This window comes from Bradyrhizobium liaoningense (genome assembly GCF_018130785.1).
Lineage (GTDB): Bacteria > Pseudomonadota > Alphaproteobacteria > Rhizobiales > Xanthobacteraceae > Bradyrhizobium > Bradyrhizobium liaoningense_A.
The window spans coordinates 1-14,571 of record NZ_JAFCJT010000013.1; the positions used below are offsets into that span (position 1 = coordinate 1).

The following is a 14,571-nucleotide window of genomic DNA, read 5'->3' on the forward strand; positions in this document are numbered from 1 at the left end:
CAGCCACAAAATGCTCCAGGCGAGGTGGAATAACGACTTTCTCCTCTCCGTCCTTGCCCATATGCGATAGCCCTACCCCTCCAGGGGAGGATGGGTACTTCCGGTGGGGTTTCCATCCCCCTCCTACTCCGCTAAACCGCGCGCCATGAACCGGACTGGACTCTTCATTGCCCTGGCGCTGTGGCTCGTGATCGGCGTCGTTTTCGGCCTCTATCCCGAGCTCGATCTCAAGCTCGCCGCCCTGTTCTTCGACCCCGAGACGAAGACGTTTCCACTCAAGCTGAACGAATGGGCCGGCTTCGCGCGTGACGCTGCGATGTGGGTCGCCTGGGCCTTCGTGCTGCCGCCGCTGGTCGCGCTCGTGGTCAAGATGATCCGGCCCGACCGTCCCTTGATGGTGTCGGGGCGCGCGATCGTGTTCCTGCTGGTCACGATCATCCTGTCGGCCGGCATCCTCACCAATCTCACCTTCAAGACTTATTGGGGCCGGCCGCGCCCGGTGGTGGTGACGCAGTTTGCCGGCGACCAGCAGTTCGTGCCGTGGTGGGATCCGCGCGGCGGCTGCGCGCGCAACTGCTCGTTCTTCTCGGGCGAGGGCGCGACCGCGTTCTGGACGCTGGCGCCGGCCGCGCTGGCCCCGCCTGCGTGGCGCCCGCTCGCCTATGCCGGCGCGGTCATATTCGGCGCGGTCACCAGCGGGCTGCGGATGGCCTTCGGCGGCCACTTCTTCACCGATGTCTCGATTGCCGGCCTGGTCACCTTCGTCGTGATCTGGTTCGCCTATGCGCTGATCTACCGCTGGCCGCGGACCCGGTTTTCGGACGCGGCGGTCGATGTCGCCCTGACCCGGCTGAACATGCCCGCCTATCGCCTCCGCCAGCGCCTGTTCGGCCGCAAGACGGGGCCAGAGCCTTCGGTTTGAGCCATTAAATGCGTGCCGATCCCTGCGAAATTTGATATTCGCGCGGTCAAGCCCGCCATGACATCAGCCCTTTGAGACCCGATTGGAAGCGCCATGACCACGATCCTGAAAAGCCTGCCCAAGGGTGAGAAAGTCGGCATCGCTTTTTCGGGCGGCCTCGATACCTCCGCAGCGCTGCTCTGGATGAAACAGAAGGGCGCGCGCTGCTACGCCTATACCGCCAATCTCGGCCAGCCCGATGAGGCCGACTACAACGAGATCCCGCGCAAGGCGGAAGCGTTCGGCGCCGAGAAGGCCGTGCTGGTCGATTGCCGCACGCAGCTCGTTCACGAAGGCATCGCCGCGATCCAGTCCGGCGCCTTCCACATCTCGACCGGCGGCATCACCTATTTCAACACCACGCCGCTCGGCCGCGCCGTCACCGGCACGATGCTGGTCGCGGCGATGAAGGAAGACGGCGTCAACATCTGGGGCGACGGCTCGACCTTCAAGGGCAACGACATCGAGCGCTTCTACCGCTACGGCCTGCTGACCAATCCATCCTTGCGCATCTACAAGCCCTGGCTCGACCAGCAGTTCATCGACGAGCTCGGTGGCCGCGCCGAAATGTCGGCATTCATGACCGCGCAGGGTTTTGCCTACAAGATGAGCGCCGAGAAGGCGTATTCGACCGACAGCAACCTGCTCGGCGCCACGCACGAAGCCAAGGACCTCGAAAGCCTCGACAGCGGCATCAAGATCGTCAACCCGATCATGGGCGTGCCGTTCTGGCGCGATGACTGCGCCGTCAAGGCCGAGAAGGTCGTCGTGCGTTTCGAGGAAGGCCAGCCGGTCGCGTTGAACGGCCAGACCTTCTCCGATCCCGTCGCGCTGTTCCTCGAAGCCAATGCGATTGGCGGCCGCCACGGCCTCGGCATGAGCGACCAGATCGAGAACCGCATCATCGAGGCCAAGAGCCGCGGCATCTATGAAGCGCCGGGCATGGCGCTGTTGCACATCGCCTATGAGCGCCTCGTCACGGGCATTCACAACGAGGATACGATCGAGCAATACCGCATCAGCGGTATGCGTCTCGGTCGCCTGCTCTATCAGGGCCGCTGGTTCGACTCGCAGGCCCTGATGCTGCGCGAGACCGCGCAGCGCTGGGTCGCGCGCGCCGTCACCGGCGAGGTGACGCTGGAGCTGCGGCGGGGCAACGACTATTCGATCCTCAACACCGAGAGCCCGAACCTCACCTATGCGCCGGAGCGGCTCAGCATGGAGAAGGTTGAGGACGCAGCCTTCACGCCGGCCGACCGCATCGGCCAGCTCACCATGCGCAATCTCGACATCGCGGACACGCGGACGAAGCTCGGTCTCTATTCGAAGACCGGTTTGCTGTCGGGCAGCGAAGGCTCGCAGATCTTCCGGCTGGAGAGCGACAAGAGCTGAGGCCTTTTGTCGCCCGACCGGGCGACGCGCGACTTAATGACGGTGTCATTCTCGATCGCTAGCTTTCCGTTCCTGTTGGGAACGGATCGCGGAGCATCGCGCATGGTCAAGGGATCGGCACTCGCCTCTTTCATCGTCCTTTGTTGGACATCGTCGCTGTCGGCGCAGACGATCTATCCGATCGATCGTGCCGAAATCCTGGCCGGTGCCCAGTTCGACTTCAAGGTCGAGTTTCCCGGCCCCGTCGATCCGGCCAAGTTGAAGGTGACGGTAAACGGCGCGGACTATGCTGCCGCGTTCGGCCGTGCCGGAACGTTCGTCGATCGCGAGGACGGCAAGGACCAGTCGGCGCTGATCTTGCGCGATGTCACGCTGACGAAGCCGGGCAGCGTCGCGGTTGAGGTGAGCGATGGCACGCATCAGCGCAGCATCGCATGGACGGTCTACGACACGGGGCCACGCAAGGCGAAGAACGTCATCCTGTTCATCGGCGACGGCATGTCGCCGGCGCATCGGGTCGCGGCGCGAATCCTGTCGAAGGGGATTACGGAAGGCAAGAGCCGCGGCAAGCTCGCGATCGACGACATGCCCCAAATGGCGCTGGTGGCGACAGCGGGCTCGGACTCGATCATCACGGACTCCGCGAACTCGGCCAGCGCTTATGCGACCGGCCACAAGAGCGCCGTCAACGCCCTGGGCGTCTATGCTGACCGCACCGCGACTCCGTTCGACGATCCTCGCGTCGAGACCATTACCAGTCTTGCCAGGCGGCGGCACGGCATGGCGATCGGTGTCGTCACCAACACCGAGATCGAAGACGCCACGCCGGCCGCGATGGTTGCGCACACCCGCCGGCGCGCCGCCTATGACGAGATCGTCGAACAGTTCTTCGCGGCGAAGCCGGATGTGCTGATGGGCGGCGGCAGCGCGAATTTTCTGCCGAAGTCCGCGGCCGGCTCCAAACGCAAGGACGAAGCCGACTACATCGCGAAGTTCCGCGACGCAGGCTATCAGGTCGCGACGACCGCGAGCGAGCTCGGCGCTTCTGCCGCAAAGCCGGAGACGAGCAAGCTGCTCGGCCTGTTCGCGACCGGCAACATGGACGGCGTGCTTGACCGCAAATTCCTCAAGGGCGGCGGCGTGAAGAAATTTCCTGAGCAGCCTGATCTGACCGAGCAGGTGCAGGCCGCGCTGAAACTGCTCTCGAAGACCGAGACCGGCTTCTTCCTGATGGTCGAATCCGGACTGATCGACAAATACGCGCACGTCCTCGACATGGAGCGGGCGGTCTACGACACGATCATGCTCGACAATGCGGTGCGCCAGACGCGCGAATGGGCGAAGGCGCGCGGCGACGACACGCTCATCCTGGTGCTGGCGGACCACAATCATCCCAACAGCCTTGTCGGCACGGTGAATGACGACATGGGCACCGTGCCCAACGTGCCGCTGCGCGAGCGCGTCGGCGTCTACGAGCAGGCCGGATTTCCCAACTATCCGGCACCGGATACAGAAGGCTATCCGTCACGCGTCGATGTGAGCCGCCGGCTCGCCATCTTCTCGGCCAGCCTGCCGGACCACTACGAGACGTTCCGGCCGAAGCTCGACAATCCCAACGAGCCGACCGTCAAGGCCGGTGACGACGGGACCTTCAAGGCCAACGATAAATACAAGGACGTCCCCGGCGCGGTGCTGCGCCCGGGCAATCTGTCGGCGATGATCGGCGCCAGCGTGCATTCGGGCGAAGACGTCATCCTGACGGCGGCCGGGCCGGGCAGCGAGCGCGTGCACGGCTCGATGGACAATACCGAGGTGTTTCGCGTGATGGTCGATGCGCTTGGACTCGCCGCAGCGCAGTAGGAGCAGTCGCGTACCGCGCGACATTATGCGGCACCATCTCGCAAGAGACCGGAAGGAGGTTGAAACGACGGAATGAGTGGGGGCTCGCAGCGACGGAGCGACCAATGGCGAAATACAGAGAAAATCTGCCTCAGCGCCGCGGCGGCATCTTCCTGACCGACGGCGGCATGGAGACCACCCTGATCTTTCACAAAGGGCTGGAACTGCCGCACTTCGCGGCCTTCGTGCTGCTCGACCGGGCCGAGGGCCGCGAGCATTTGAAGCAATATTACGAAACCTATCTCGCCATCGCACGGCAGCATGGGCTCGGCTTCGTGCTTGACAGTCCGACCTGGCGCGCCAATCCCGACTGGGGCGCCAAGCTCGGTTACGATGCAGACGGGCTCAAGGCGATCAACATGCACTCTATCCATTTCCTCGAGGAGTTGCGGAGCGCATGGGAGATTTCCGGCCAGTCCTGCGTGATCAACGGTGCGATCGGTCCGCGTGGCGACGGCTATAAGGCCGGCAACATGGACGCGGCGGAGGCGGAAACCTATCACGCCGCCCAGATCGCGGCCTTCGCCGAGGCTGATGCCGACATGGTGACCGCGTTCACGATGAACAGCATCAACGAGGCCATCGGTGTCGTGCGAGCGGCGAAAGGGCAGGCTATTCCTGTCGCCATCTCTTTCACGGTCGAAACCGACGGTCGTCTTGTCAGGGGTGAGACCTTGCGGGATGCGATCGAAGCAGTCGACGGCGCAACGGACAGCGCTTGCGAATACTTCCTGATCAACTGTGCTCATCCGGCGCATTTCGAGAATGCTCTCGGAGTCGGCGAGGCGTGGGTCGAGCGCATCCATGGCGTCAGGGCCAATGCATCGATCAAGAGCCATGCCGAGCTTGACGAGTCCGAGACGCTCGACAGTGGCGATCCCGCCGATCTCGGCCGCCGCTACCAGTCGCTCAGGCGCGCGCTCCCCCGGATGCGCATTCTCGGCGGTTGCTGCGGCACCGATCACCGGCATGTTGCAGCCATCTGCGATGCCTGCATGCCGTTTCAGGCAGTGAGCGCATGATCCAAATGAAATGGCCGGGATCGCTCCCGGCCATTTACGTTCGTGCGTTTCGCCTCAGCGCGGCGGAGGCGGTGCCGCGTTGGCCTGGCCGCCGTTCAGCAGCGGCGTGATGCGGCGGACGGTGACGCGCCGGTTGATCAGGCTCGGCCCCTGCGACTGCTCCTTCAGGTACTGCTCGCCGTAACCTTGCGACGTCAGGTTCTCCGCGGGCACGTTGAACTGCTGCGTCAGCAATTCGGCTGCAGCCTGCGCGCGGCGATCCGACAGCGACAGATTGTCGACGTCGTTGCCGACCGCATCGGTGTGGCCTTCGATCAGGAACACCTCCTGCGGACTGGCCTGGATCGCCTGGTTGATGCCGTCGGCAATCACCTGGAGCCGTGCCGCCTGGTCCGGCGGAATGGTCCACGATCCCGTCTCGAAGTTGATCGTGTTGACGTCGATGCTCGGCATCTGCATGCGAACATTGGGGCTGTAGCGGATCTCGTCGAGCGAGTAGCGGCGATCGATTCGCTGCACCGGCGGGGCACGCATCGTGTCGTAGATCACCTGCGGCGACGCTTCCTGGGCGTCGACGATGTAGCGATCGTAGGGGATGCTCACCACCGGCGGGGGCACGTCGACATAGAAGCCGCCGACCGCCCGCGGATCGCGATAGCTGTTGTCGATGATCACGATCTCGCGTCCGCGCGGGTCCCTGCGGATTCGACGCAGCAGCGAACCGTCCGGACCGACCACGGTGATCACCTCGCTGCCATCGGGACGGACCACGACGGTGCGGGTTTCGCCGCCGACGGTGTCGGTGCGGATGTCGCGGGCGCCGTAGCGGAAGCGATAGAGGTCGTTGCCGCGGACGTAAGCCTGCCCGCCCGGATCGCGGATGATGATGCGGTCCGGCTCGGTGTAGACGGTGCGGCCGCCTTCGACGACTTCGCGCCGCTGGCTGTGCATGTCGGCGATGGTGGCGCCGATCACTGCGCCGGCCACCACGCCCGCACCGATCGCAAGCGGGGTCAGGTCACGCTGCTGCGGACGCGGCGGTGGCGGCAGCGGTGCTGCGACCGTCGGCGCGGCACGGAAGGCCGGTGCAACCGTCGGCGGCGCGTATTGCGCCCTGTTGGGCGGCGGTGCTGCGGCCGGCGTACCGGGGACGACAGTCGGCGCCGCGGCGCCGGCGGGAGGAGCTGGCGGCCGGGGCGGGAGACCGGCCTGGGGCGGTGCAGCCGGGGCTCCGGCAGCGGGCGCGCCGGCCGGAGGCGTTCCACCCTGTTGGCCCGGGGTCGGAGCTGCGCCTGGGGTGGGCGCCGGTCCCGCACCGGGACGTCCGGGCGATGGCGTCGGAGCACCGGGGGCCGGCGTGGCCGTCGGAGCGGGCGCGGCACCGGGGGCCGGTGTCGGTGATCCTGCAGCCGGAGGCGTGCCGGGACGTCCGCCGGGCGGCGGGGCGCCCGGGCGTCCAGTCGGCGGTGCGCCGGGCGTTGCGCCCGGTGCTGGCGTTGCCGTCGGCGCAGGTGTCGCGGTCGGAGCAGGCGTGGCGGTCGGTGCAGCCGCGCCAGGGCGGGCCGCAGGCGCGGCTGGTGAAGGCGTAGCCGCAGGTGCCGGACGTGCGGGTGCCGCTGCGGGCGGCGTTGCTGCTGCCGGCGGAGTCGGCGCGGGACGCGCGGCAGGCGGAGCTGCGGCGGGAGGCGGCGTCGGCGTGTGCTGCTGCGCGGCCGGGGGCGGCGGAGTTGGCGCAGGCGCATGCTGCTGGGGTGCCGCAGCCGGAGGCGGCGACGGCTGCTTGGGAGCTGCCGGCGGAGGCGGAGGTGCCGGACGTGCCGCAGGCGGAGGAGGCGGTGGCGGAGTCGGGCGCGACGGCGCGGCAGCCGGCGGCGGCGCAGCGGGAGGATGTGGAGGTGCTGCCGCGGGCGGCGGCGCCGTGGGGCGCGCGGGAGCTGCGGGCGGTGCTGCGGCAGGAGGAGGTGGCGCGGCAGGACGTGCGCCAGGCGGCGGTCCCTTCGGCGCTTCCTTCGGAGGCTGCTTCGATTTGTCGGTCTCTGGTGGTTGTGTCTGCGCCTGCGCGACCACGAGCGGCGGCGCGCTTTGCGCATGCGATGCGGAGCTTGCGAATTGCATCGCGGTCAGAGCCGTCGTTGCAAGCAGCACGAAACGAAGGTTGGTCATATGGTGGAACTTCCCCGGAAGGTTCTTTGACGAAGTGTCGGGATGAACGGCTACGCGTTAGGCCGGAATGTGGCGGGCGAAGAGGTCGCGGCCCGATTTATTTCTGCACGCAATTCACCTCACTATGGTGACGTTCATTGCGCATTCAGACGCAGGTTGCAATTGCCTCACATGTGATGCTTCGCCTCACATGTGATCGCGCAGCGAACTTGCATCCGTCGCGGGATTCGGCGTGAGCGGTCCGTTCGGTCCGCGCGATGGAATCTCTTCCGGCATGTGGCCGGGCAATTCATCGGGCCGCGGTGGCGCGCCGGGCTCGCGCACCGGCGGCGTGATTTCAGGCTGCGGATTGCCCGGCGGAATTCCTGGCGGCGGCTCGGAGGGGGTGCCCGGTGTTGCCGGCGGAATCTCGGGCGGTTCGATCGGCATCGGCATCATCGAGATCAGTTGTCTGGAGAATGACAACGATAATGCCGCGCCGATGTTCCTTGTCGTGTCGTGCCTGAACGCGCGCTATTCCGGCGCGTGGCAGACCGCCTCGATGTTGTGTCCGTCAGGATCGAGCACGAACGCGCCATAGTAGTTCGCATGATAATGCGGGCGGATGCCGGGCGCGCCGTTGTCGCGGCCGCCGGCCGCAATCGCTGCCTTGTAGAAGGCATCGACCGTGGCGCGGTCCTTGGCGAGAATCGCGATGTGCACCGGCTTGTTCATCGCGCCTTCGGCACCGAACCAGAGGTCCGGCTTGCCGTTGGCGCCAAAGCCTGCGGCTGCAGCGTGGCCGGTCTGCTCCGCATTCACTTCCATGATCAGGCTGTAGTCGAGCGGTGCCAGCGCCTTGGCATAGAACGCTTTCGCGCGCTCGTAGTCGGAGACCGAAAAACCAAGATGGTCGATCATCGCAAATCTCCCTCGCTCACGGTTGGCGCGACAGGAACGTATTGCTCCGCGTCTTGCGCACGATCGCAAAGCCGCGTGCGACCATGTCCGCAATACAATCCTGCTGCCATTCGTTTTGTGACAGATGCTCGATCACCACCGCGCGCGGCCACAACGCTTGCGGCGCGTCGCGGAAGAAGCCGATCAGCACGCGGTCCTCAAACCCTTCGACGTCGATCTTGAGTGAATCGACCTGCGCGACGCTGGCCTCGTCGAGAATGCGCGTCAGCCGCAGCGATGGCACCTTGATCGCCTCGGCGCTGGCCGTGCCGGTGACGACGTGCGTGGCGCCGAGATTGCCGCCGCCGCTCTCGATCATCAGCTCGCCGTCGCTGTCGCCCGCGGCGGCCTGCACCAGGCGCACCTGCGTCGCCTTCGATGCGGCGTGGTTGAACGCGAGCCGTCCAAACGTCAGCGGATGCGGCTCGATCGCGACCACTTTGCCTTTGGTGCCGACCTGCTGCGCCATCACCAGCGCAAAGGTGCCAACATTGGCACCGACGTCGACGAATGTACCGCCTGCGGGCGTGTGCCGGCGCAGGAAGTCGAGCTCGTCGAGATTGTAGTCGGGGTTGAACAGCGCGCCGCGCTCGGTCGCGCTGCCCTGATGGTAGAAGCGGAACGAGGCGCCCTGGTACTGCACGTCGACAGGGCCGCCGCGCAGCAGGTTGACCAGCCGCGACATCCAAGGGCGGAACGCACCGCGCTTCAGCCCCGACTGTTGCGCAAGGCGGATGATCGCAGCCTGCGCCGCGTTCGGCGCAAACGCGCCGAACGGCGCGGATGAAGGGGCGTTGTCGGGCGTCAAGCAGGCGGTCCTCGTTGCAAGCGGCGCATGCATAGCCGGTTTTGCCGGGGACTCCAATCTCGCTGTCGTCCCGGGGCGCGAAGCGAGCCCGGGACCCATAACCACAGGGAGGAGTGTAGCGCGAGATCCCCACTCCGAGTCTTCGCCAAACTCAATCCTGTGGGTATGGGTCCGGATCTGTGCTTCGCTTGTCCGGGACGACAACGCGTGCCTCACGCCGCCTTTTTCGGCGCGGCCTTGCGCTGGCGCAGGAAGCGGCCGAGCAGCTTGCGCTTGCCCTTGCGCGGGATCAGGTCGATGTCGCTGACGAGTTTTGCGCCGCCCTTGCGACGTTCCAGCACGATCTTGCGGCTGTGGAAGGCTTCCAGCTCGACGCGATGGGCGACGCTGACGATGGTCGCCTTCGGCAGCTCGTCGGTAACCATCTTCATCATCTTGTCCTGGCTCTTCTCGTCGAGCGCGGAGGTGGCTTCATCGAGCACGACGATGTCGGGGTTGTGCAGCAGCAGCCGCGCGAAGGCGAGGCGCTGCTTCTCGCCGCCGGACAGCGTCTGGTCCCACGGTCCCTCTTCCTCGATCTTCTCCTTGAGATGATCGAGGCCGACCTTGTGCAGGGCTTCGCCGATCTCCTCGACGGTCCAGTCCTCTTCGGCGCCGGGATAAGCGACAGCGCGGCGCAAGCTGCCAGAGGGCACGTAGGGCCGCTGCGGCAGCATGAACAGCCGTCGGTCCGGATGGAAATTGACGCTGCCGCCGCCCCATGGCCATAGCCCGGCGATGGCGCGCACCAGCGTGCTCTTGCCGGTACCGGATTCACCGGCGACCAGCAGCCGCTCGCCCGGCTCGATCACCACCTCGGTCTCGCCGACCACGGCCGTGCCGTCGTCGAGCGTGACCGAGAGATCCTTCATCTCCAGCATGGCCTCGTTGCTGGTCTCGCCGCGCTTGATGCGGCCGAGGCCGTCGCCCTGCTCGGCGCGCTCGAGGCCGTCGAGCGACATCATCAGCGAGGCGATGCGGCGCGCGCAGGCGTTCCAGTCGGCCAGCCGCGGATAATTGTCGACCAGCCAGCCGAACGCGCTCTGCACGATGGTGAAGGCGGAGGCCGCCTGCATCACCTGTCCGAGCGTCATGCTGCCGTCGAGGAATTTTGGCGCGCAAAGCAAGAGAGGGACCACGGGCGCCACAAGGCTCGATCCCTGCGACACCAGCGTCGTGCGCATATGCTGTCCGGCAAGCCGCGCCCATTGCCGCAGCACGTTGGTAAAATTGCGGTCGATGCCGCCGCGTTCTTCTTCCTCACCGCCGAGCAGCGCGATGCTCTCGCCGTTCTCGCGCACGCGCGTCAGCGTGTAGCGAAAATCAGCCTCGGCCTGATTCTTGTCCTCGGAGACCTGCACGAATTGACGCCCGATCACCAGGATCGAGCCGGAGGCAATCGCAGCATAAAGCATCGCGGCGATGACGAGGAAGCCGGGGATGGTAATAGTCGATCCCGCAAGCGTGACCGTGAGCGCGCCGCCGATGGTCCAGAGCACGACGATGAAAGTGACGGCCGACAACAGCGCCGAGGTCACGCCGGCGAGAAAATCGACCGGGGAATCGGTCGCCACGCGGAGATCCTCGGCGATGCGGTATTCCGGGTTCTTGTGATCGCCGCCGACCAGGTTGAGCTGATAATAACGCCCGTTGGCAAGCCAGCGCGTCAGCACGCTTGCCGTGAGCCAGGCCCGCCAGCGCCGCTGAATGCCCATGCGCGCAAACACCTGGACCACACCGAGTACGATGCTGCCGATCGCGAGCGGGAAGAACACGGCCGTGAGATGGAAGACGGTGCTCGCCTCGCGCTTCTCGATGGCGTCGAAGATCGCGCGATTCCAGACGTTGATGCCGTACTGGAAGCCGACGGTCAGGATGATCAGCACGCCGAGTCCGATCGAGAATGGCCAGGCGAGTCGGTCGCCGTTGCGGCCCCAGAAGCCGCGTGCGCTGATCCAGAAGCGCGTCAGCAGATAGTCCTTGCGAGCCTGTTCGGCCTCTTCGGGTGAGAGCTCGAGGTCGGGTTCGACCAGCTCGGGCGGCGGCGGTGCGATCTCATCGCCGTTCTCGCCGGTGATCTCGACGATGGGCGGCTCTTTGCCCTGTTCGCGCTTTGCGGCCGGCTTGTGCATGCGCGGGTAACGCGAACCAAATCAATCGGTTCCCGTTGGTTCCGTGCCGGCCTCACTCGGCGGCGCCGTCGCGGACCGGCCGGAGCCTCGCGGCCCGATGGAGAACGCGCGACAATTCCTCGATCGAATAGGGCTTTTGCACGAGATCGAAGCCGGCGACGCCATCTTGTGACAGGGCCTGACTGTAGCCCGTGGTCAGCACGATCGGCACGCGGATGCCGCGGTCGCGGATCGCCTGCGCCAGATCCAGCCCGGTCATCCCGGGCATCACCACGTCGGAGAACACGACGTCGAAGCGATCTGCGTCCGCGATGAGATCGGCGAGCGCATCGGTGGCGTTGTCCACCAAAGTGATGCTGTAACCGAGCTCGGTGAGGCCGTCGGCAGCGAAATTGGCGAGCTCGATATTGTCCTCGACCAAGAGCACCGACATGCCGCTGCCGGCCACCGCCGGCGCGGTGTTGGGCGCCTGCCGCTGCGGCAGCAGGTCCGCCGGCACGCGCGGCAGATAGAGCGAGAAGGTACTGCCCTGGCCGACCTCGCTCTCGACCGTCACTTCGCCGCCGGATTGCCGGGCGAAGCCGAACACCTGCGACAGGCCGAGACCGGTGCCCTGGCCGACCTGCTTGGTGGTGAAGAACGGCTCGAAGATGCGTCCCAATCGTGCAGCGGGGATGCCGATGCCGGTGTCGCTGACGGCGACGCTGACGAAGCCATGGCTGCCTGCAAGCTCACGGCTGCCCGAGAGGTGCGCGGGCGCATCAGGCACGGTCGCCGCAGCCTGCACGGCGAAGGTGATCCTGCCTTTGCCCTGCATGGCGTCGCGCGCATTGGTCGCCATGTTGATCAGAGCCGTCTCGAACTGGCCGGCATCGGCCTTGACGAGGCAGGGCTCGGCCGGCAGCCGGATTCCGATCTCGATCGCCGGCCCGAGCAACGTGGCGAGCATGTCGTGCAGCGACTGCATCCGCTCCCCGACGTCGAACACTTCCGGTTTCAGCGTCTGACGCCGCGCAAACGCCAGAAGCTGCGAGGTCAGCTTGCCGGCGCGCGCGACCGCGTCCGCAATGGCCGTGACGTAGCGCTGCCGCCGCTCCTCGGTCAGTTGCGGCCGGTTCAGCAGGTCGACCGAGGCGCGGATCACAGTGAGGAGATTGTTGAAATCGTGCGCGACGCCGCCGGTGAGCTGCCCGAGTGCTTCGAGCCGCTGGCTGTGCTTGAGCGCCTCCTCGGCCTCGCGCCGCGCCGTGGCCTCGGCGTGGAGATGCTGGGTGCGCCGGAACGCGAACGCGAGCAGCAGGAACAGGAGCGCCGTGGCGGGAATGCCGAACACCAGATGCTGGCCCATGGTGGCGAACCAGCGGGCGCGGATCGCCGAGGTCTCGAGCCCGGCGCTGACATAGATCGGATATTCGGCGACGCGCCTGTAGCCGACGCGCCGCTCGATTCCATCCGAAGGCCAGGCGATGGTGATGAGGCCGTGCTCGGGGTGAGCGGCGATCTGCTGCCCGACCGGCCCGGTCGGATCGAGCCGGAAGTCGCGGTCGAGCCGGGGAAAATGGGTGAGCACCACGCCGTCCGTGCGTCCCATGGCGAAGAAGCTGCCGGGATCGGAGCCGATCCTGGCGTAAAAGCTCTCGAAATATTCCGGCAGGACGGAGGCCTGGATGACGCCGATGAAGCTGCCATCGTCGGTTTCGCGACGCCTGCTCACGCTGAAGAAGCGTGCACCCTGATAGGGCGGACGCGGCGTCAGGGCCGTGCCGACGAACGTGCCGATGTTCTGGTCGACATGGGCGTAGAAGTAATCGCGGTCCGCAAAACTCAGATCCTGCGGTGGCGAGGCGAGGCTGTTGACCAGCGATTTTCCGTTCGCGTCGAAGATCCAGGCCGATTTGAGCTGCGGCAACGAATCGGTGAGCCGCTTCAGGCGGCGGTGCAGCGCCGGTTCGCGCGAGCGGATGACCTCGTCGGGAAGGCCGCGCACGACCTCGTTGAGCTCGGCAAGGCTGCGGTCGATGGTCTCGAACACCTTGAGCGCATGTTCATGCGCGACGTCGAGCGTGCGCTCGATCTCGCGATCGGCGATGTCCCTTGTCGATGTGTACGAGATCGCGGAGGTGAAGACGAACAGTGCAATCGGCAGCGCCAGGGATGCCGCCATCATCCACTGCAGCAGTCTCAGCGAGTTGCGTTGCGCGCCCTGCACGGTCGCTCCCGGTCCCCCGACCGGAAGCTTAGCTGAATTTCCCGCCAGGAAGGAAGCGGCTTATGGCGGTAATCTTCGGTTGTACCTGGAAGGCTCACCCGCGGCGCAGGTTTTGGCAAATTCTACTCAAACTGAGGTCGATCGTAGAACGCCCCGGCCGCGGTGGCCGGGGGCCGTAGCATGAAGAGGGCCTAAATCTGGCGCTCGACCATCTTGAGCTTCAGCTCGGCGATGGCTTCGGCAGGGTTGAGGCCCTTCGGGCAGGCCTTGGCGCAGTTCATGATGGTGTGGCAGCGGTAGAGGCGGAACGGATCCTCGAGATTGTCGAGGCGCTCGCCGGTCGCCTCGTCGCGGGAGTCGGAGACCCAGCGGTTGGCCTGGAGCAGCGCGGCGGGACCGAGATAGCGGTCGCTGTTCCACCAATAGCTCGGGCAGGAAGTCGAGCAGCAGGCGCACAGGATGCACTCGTAGAGGCCGTCGAGCTTCTCGCGGTCCTCGTGGCTCTGGCGCCATTCCTTCTGCGGCGTCGGCGAGGTCGTCTTCAGCCACGGCTCGACCGAGGCGTACTGCGCGTAGAAGTTGGTGAGGTCGGGAACGAGGTCCTTCACGACAGGCTGGTGCGGCAGCGGGTTGATCTTCACCGCGCCGTCCTTCACGTCGTGCATCGAGCGGGTGCAGGCCAGCGTGTTCTGGCCGTCGATGTTCATGGCGCAGGAGCCGCAGACACCTTCGCGGCAGGAGCGGCGGAAGGTCAGCGACGGGTCGATGTGGTTCTTGATCCAGATCAGGCCGTCCAGCACCATCGGACCGCAATCATTGGTGTCGACGTAATAGGTGTCGACGCTCGGATTCTTGCCGTCGTCTGGATTCCAGCGATAGACGCGGAATTCGCGAGTTTCAGTCGCGCCCGCGGGCTTCGGCCAGGTCTTGCCGCCGCTGATCTTCGAGTTCTTCGGAAGTGCGAATTCAACCATTTCGATAAAGCTTTCGCTGTTCGCTCAGTACAC

General features: G+C 65.9%; 11 protein-coding genes. 4 read left to right on the top strand and 7 right to left on the bottom strand.

Going from position 1 to position 14,571, the window contains the following annotated elements; translation table 11 throughout:
- The first annotated feature begins 145 nt into the window (after window positions 1-145).
- The 4 genes from JQ627_RS23870 to JQ627_RS23885 all read left to right on the top strand — a co-directional run bounded on the left by JQ627_RS23870 (window position 146) and on the right by JQ627_RS23885 (window position 5,274).
- A complete protein-coding gene (locus tag JQ627_RS23870) occupies window positions 146-922 on the top strand; it encodes a phosphatase PAP2 family protein (RefSeq protein ID WP_212486550.1) in 777 nt (258 codons plus the stop codon).
- 93 nt (window positions 923-1,015) lie between these two features.
- Complete coding sequence (gene argG, locus JQ627_RS23875) at window positions 1,016-2,353, top strand: argininosuccinate synthase (RefSeq protein WP_212486551.1); 1,338 nt, start codon at window positions 1,016-1,018, stop codon at window positions 2,351-2,353.
- 102 nt (window positions 2,354-2,455) lie between these two features.
- Window positions 2,456-4,213 (top strand): alkaline phosphatase, encoded by a 1,758-nt coding sequence (locus tag JQ627_RS23880; RefSeq protein ID WP_212486552.1) that lies wholly within the window; start codon window positions 2,456-2,458, stop codon window positions 4,211-4,213.
- Window positions 4,214-4,317: 104 nt separating this feature from the next.
- Window positions 4,318-5,274 carry a homocysteine S-methyltransferase family protein gene (locus tag JQ627_RS23885; RefSeq protein WP_212486553.1) on the top strand — a complete coding sequence of 319 codons (957 nt, stop codon included), beginning with the start codon at window positions 4,318-4,320 and terminating at the stop codon, window positions 5,272-5,274.
- 54 nt (window positions 5,275-5,328) lie between these two features.
- Here JQ627_RS23885 and JQ627_RS23890 read toward each other — a convergent pair whose 3' ends face one another.
- The 7 genes from JQ627_RS23890 to JQ627_RS23920 form a co-directional block, all read right to left on the bottom strand.
- The gene (locus JQ627_RS23890; protein WP_212486554.1) at window positions 5,329-7,437 is read right to left on the bottom strand and encodes an OmpA family protein; all 2,109 of its coding nucleotides are present in this window, start codon (window positions 7,435-7,437) and stop codon (window positions 5,329-5,331) included.
- A 186-nt stretch (window positions 7,438-7,623) separates the two neighbouring features.
- On the bottom strand, window positions 7,624-7,866 hold the full coding sequence (locus JQ627_RS23895; protein WP_212486555.1) for a hypothetical protein: 243 nt from the start codon (window positions 7,864-7,866) through the stop codon (window positions 7,624-7,626).
- A gap of 84 nt (window positions 7,867-7,950) precedes the next feature.
- Window positions 7,951-8,337, bottom strand: a complete 387-nt coding sequence (locus JQ627_RS23900) for a VOC family protein (protein ID WP_212486556.1) — start codon at window positions 8,335-8,337, stop codon at window positions 7,951-7,953.
- A gap of 16 nt (window positions 8,338-8,353) precedes the next feature.
- On the bottom strand, window positions 8,354-9,184 hold the full coding sequence (locus tag JQ627_RS23905) for an FkbM family methyltransferase (protein WP_212486557.1): 831 nt from the start codon (window positions 9,182-9,184) through the stop codon (window positions 8,354-8,356).
- 212 nt (window positions 9,185-9,396) lie between these two features.
- A complete protein-coding gene (locus JQ627_RS23910) occupies window positions 9,397-11,355 on the bottom strand; it encodes an ABC transporter ATP-binding protein/permease (protein WP_212486558.1) in 1,959 nt (652 codons plus the stop codon).
- A gap of 52 nt (window positions 11,356-11,407) precedes the next feature.
- Window positions 11,408-13,564, bottom strand: coding sequence for a hybrid sensor histidine kinase/response regulator (locus JQ627_RS23915; RefSeq protein WP_212486559.1), 2,157 nt, complete (start codon window positions 13,562-13,564; stop codon window positions 11,408-11,410).
- A 191-nt stretch (window positions 13,565-13,755) separates the two neighbouring features.
- The gene (locus JQ627_RS23920; RefSeq protein ID WP_008138003.1) at window positions 13,756-14,538 is read right to left on the bottom strand and encodes a succinate dehydrogenase iron-sulfur subunit; all 783 of its coding nucleotides are present in this window, start codon (window positions 14,536-14,538) and stop codon (window positions 13,756-13,758) included.
- Between the last annotated feature and the right edge of the window lie 33 nt (window positions 14,539-14,571).

Excerpts from the sequence above, each read along its gene's own strand:
- JQ627_RS23870 (WP_212486550.1), top strand. The coding sequence starts at position 146 with ATGAACCGGACTGGACTCTTCATTGCCCTGGCGCTGTGGCTCGTGATC.
- argG (WP_212486551.1), top strand. The coding sequence starts at position 1,016 with ATGACCACGATCCTGAAAAGCCTGCCCAAGGGTGAGAAAGTCGGCATC.
- JQ627_RS23880 (WP_212486552.1), top strand. The coding sequence starts at position 2,456 with ATGGTCAAGGGATCGGCACTCGCCTCTTTCATCGTCCTTTGTTGGACA.
- JQ627_RS23885 (WP_212486553.1), top strand. The coding sequence starts at position 4,318 with ATGGCGAAATACAGAGAAAATCTGCCTCAGCGCCGCGGCGGCATCTTC.
- JQ627_RS23890 (WP_212486554.1), bottom strand. The coding sequence starts at position 7,437 with ATGACCAACCTTCGTTTCGTGCTGCTTGCAACGACGGCTCTGACCGCG.
- JQ627_RS23895 (WP_212486555.1), bottom strand. The coding sequence starts at position 7,866 with ATGCCGATCGAACCGCCCGAGATTCCGCCGGCAACACCGGGCACCCCC.
- JQ627_RS23900 (WP_212486556.1), bottom strand. The coding sequence starts at position 8,337 with ATGATCGACCATCTTGGTTTTTCGGTCTCCGACTACGAGCGCGCGAAA.
- JQ627_RS23910 (WP_212486558.1), bottom strand. The coding sequence starts at position 11,355 with ATGCACAAGCCGGCCGCAAAGCGCGAACAGGGCAAAGAGCCGCCCATC.
- JQ627_RS23920 (WP_008138003.1), bottom strand. The coding sequence starts at position 14,538 with ATGGTTGAATTCGCACTTCCGAAGAACTCGAAGATCAGCGGCGGCAAG.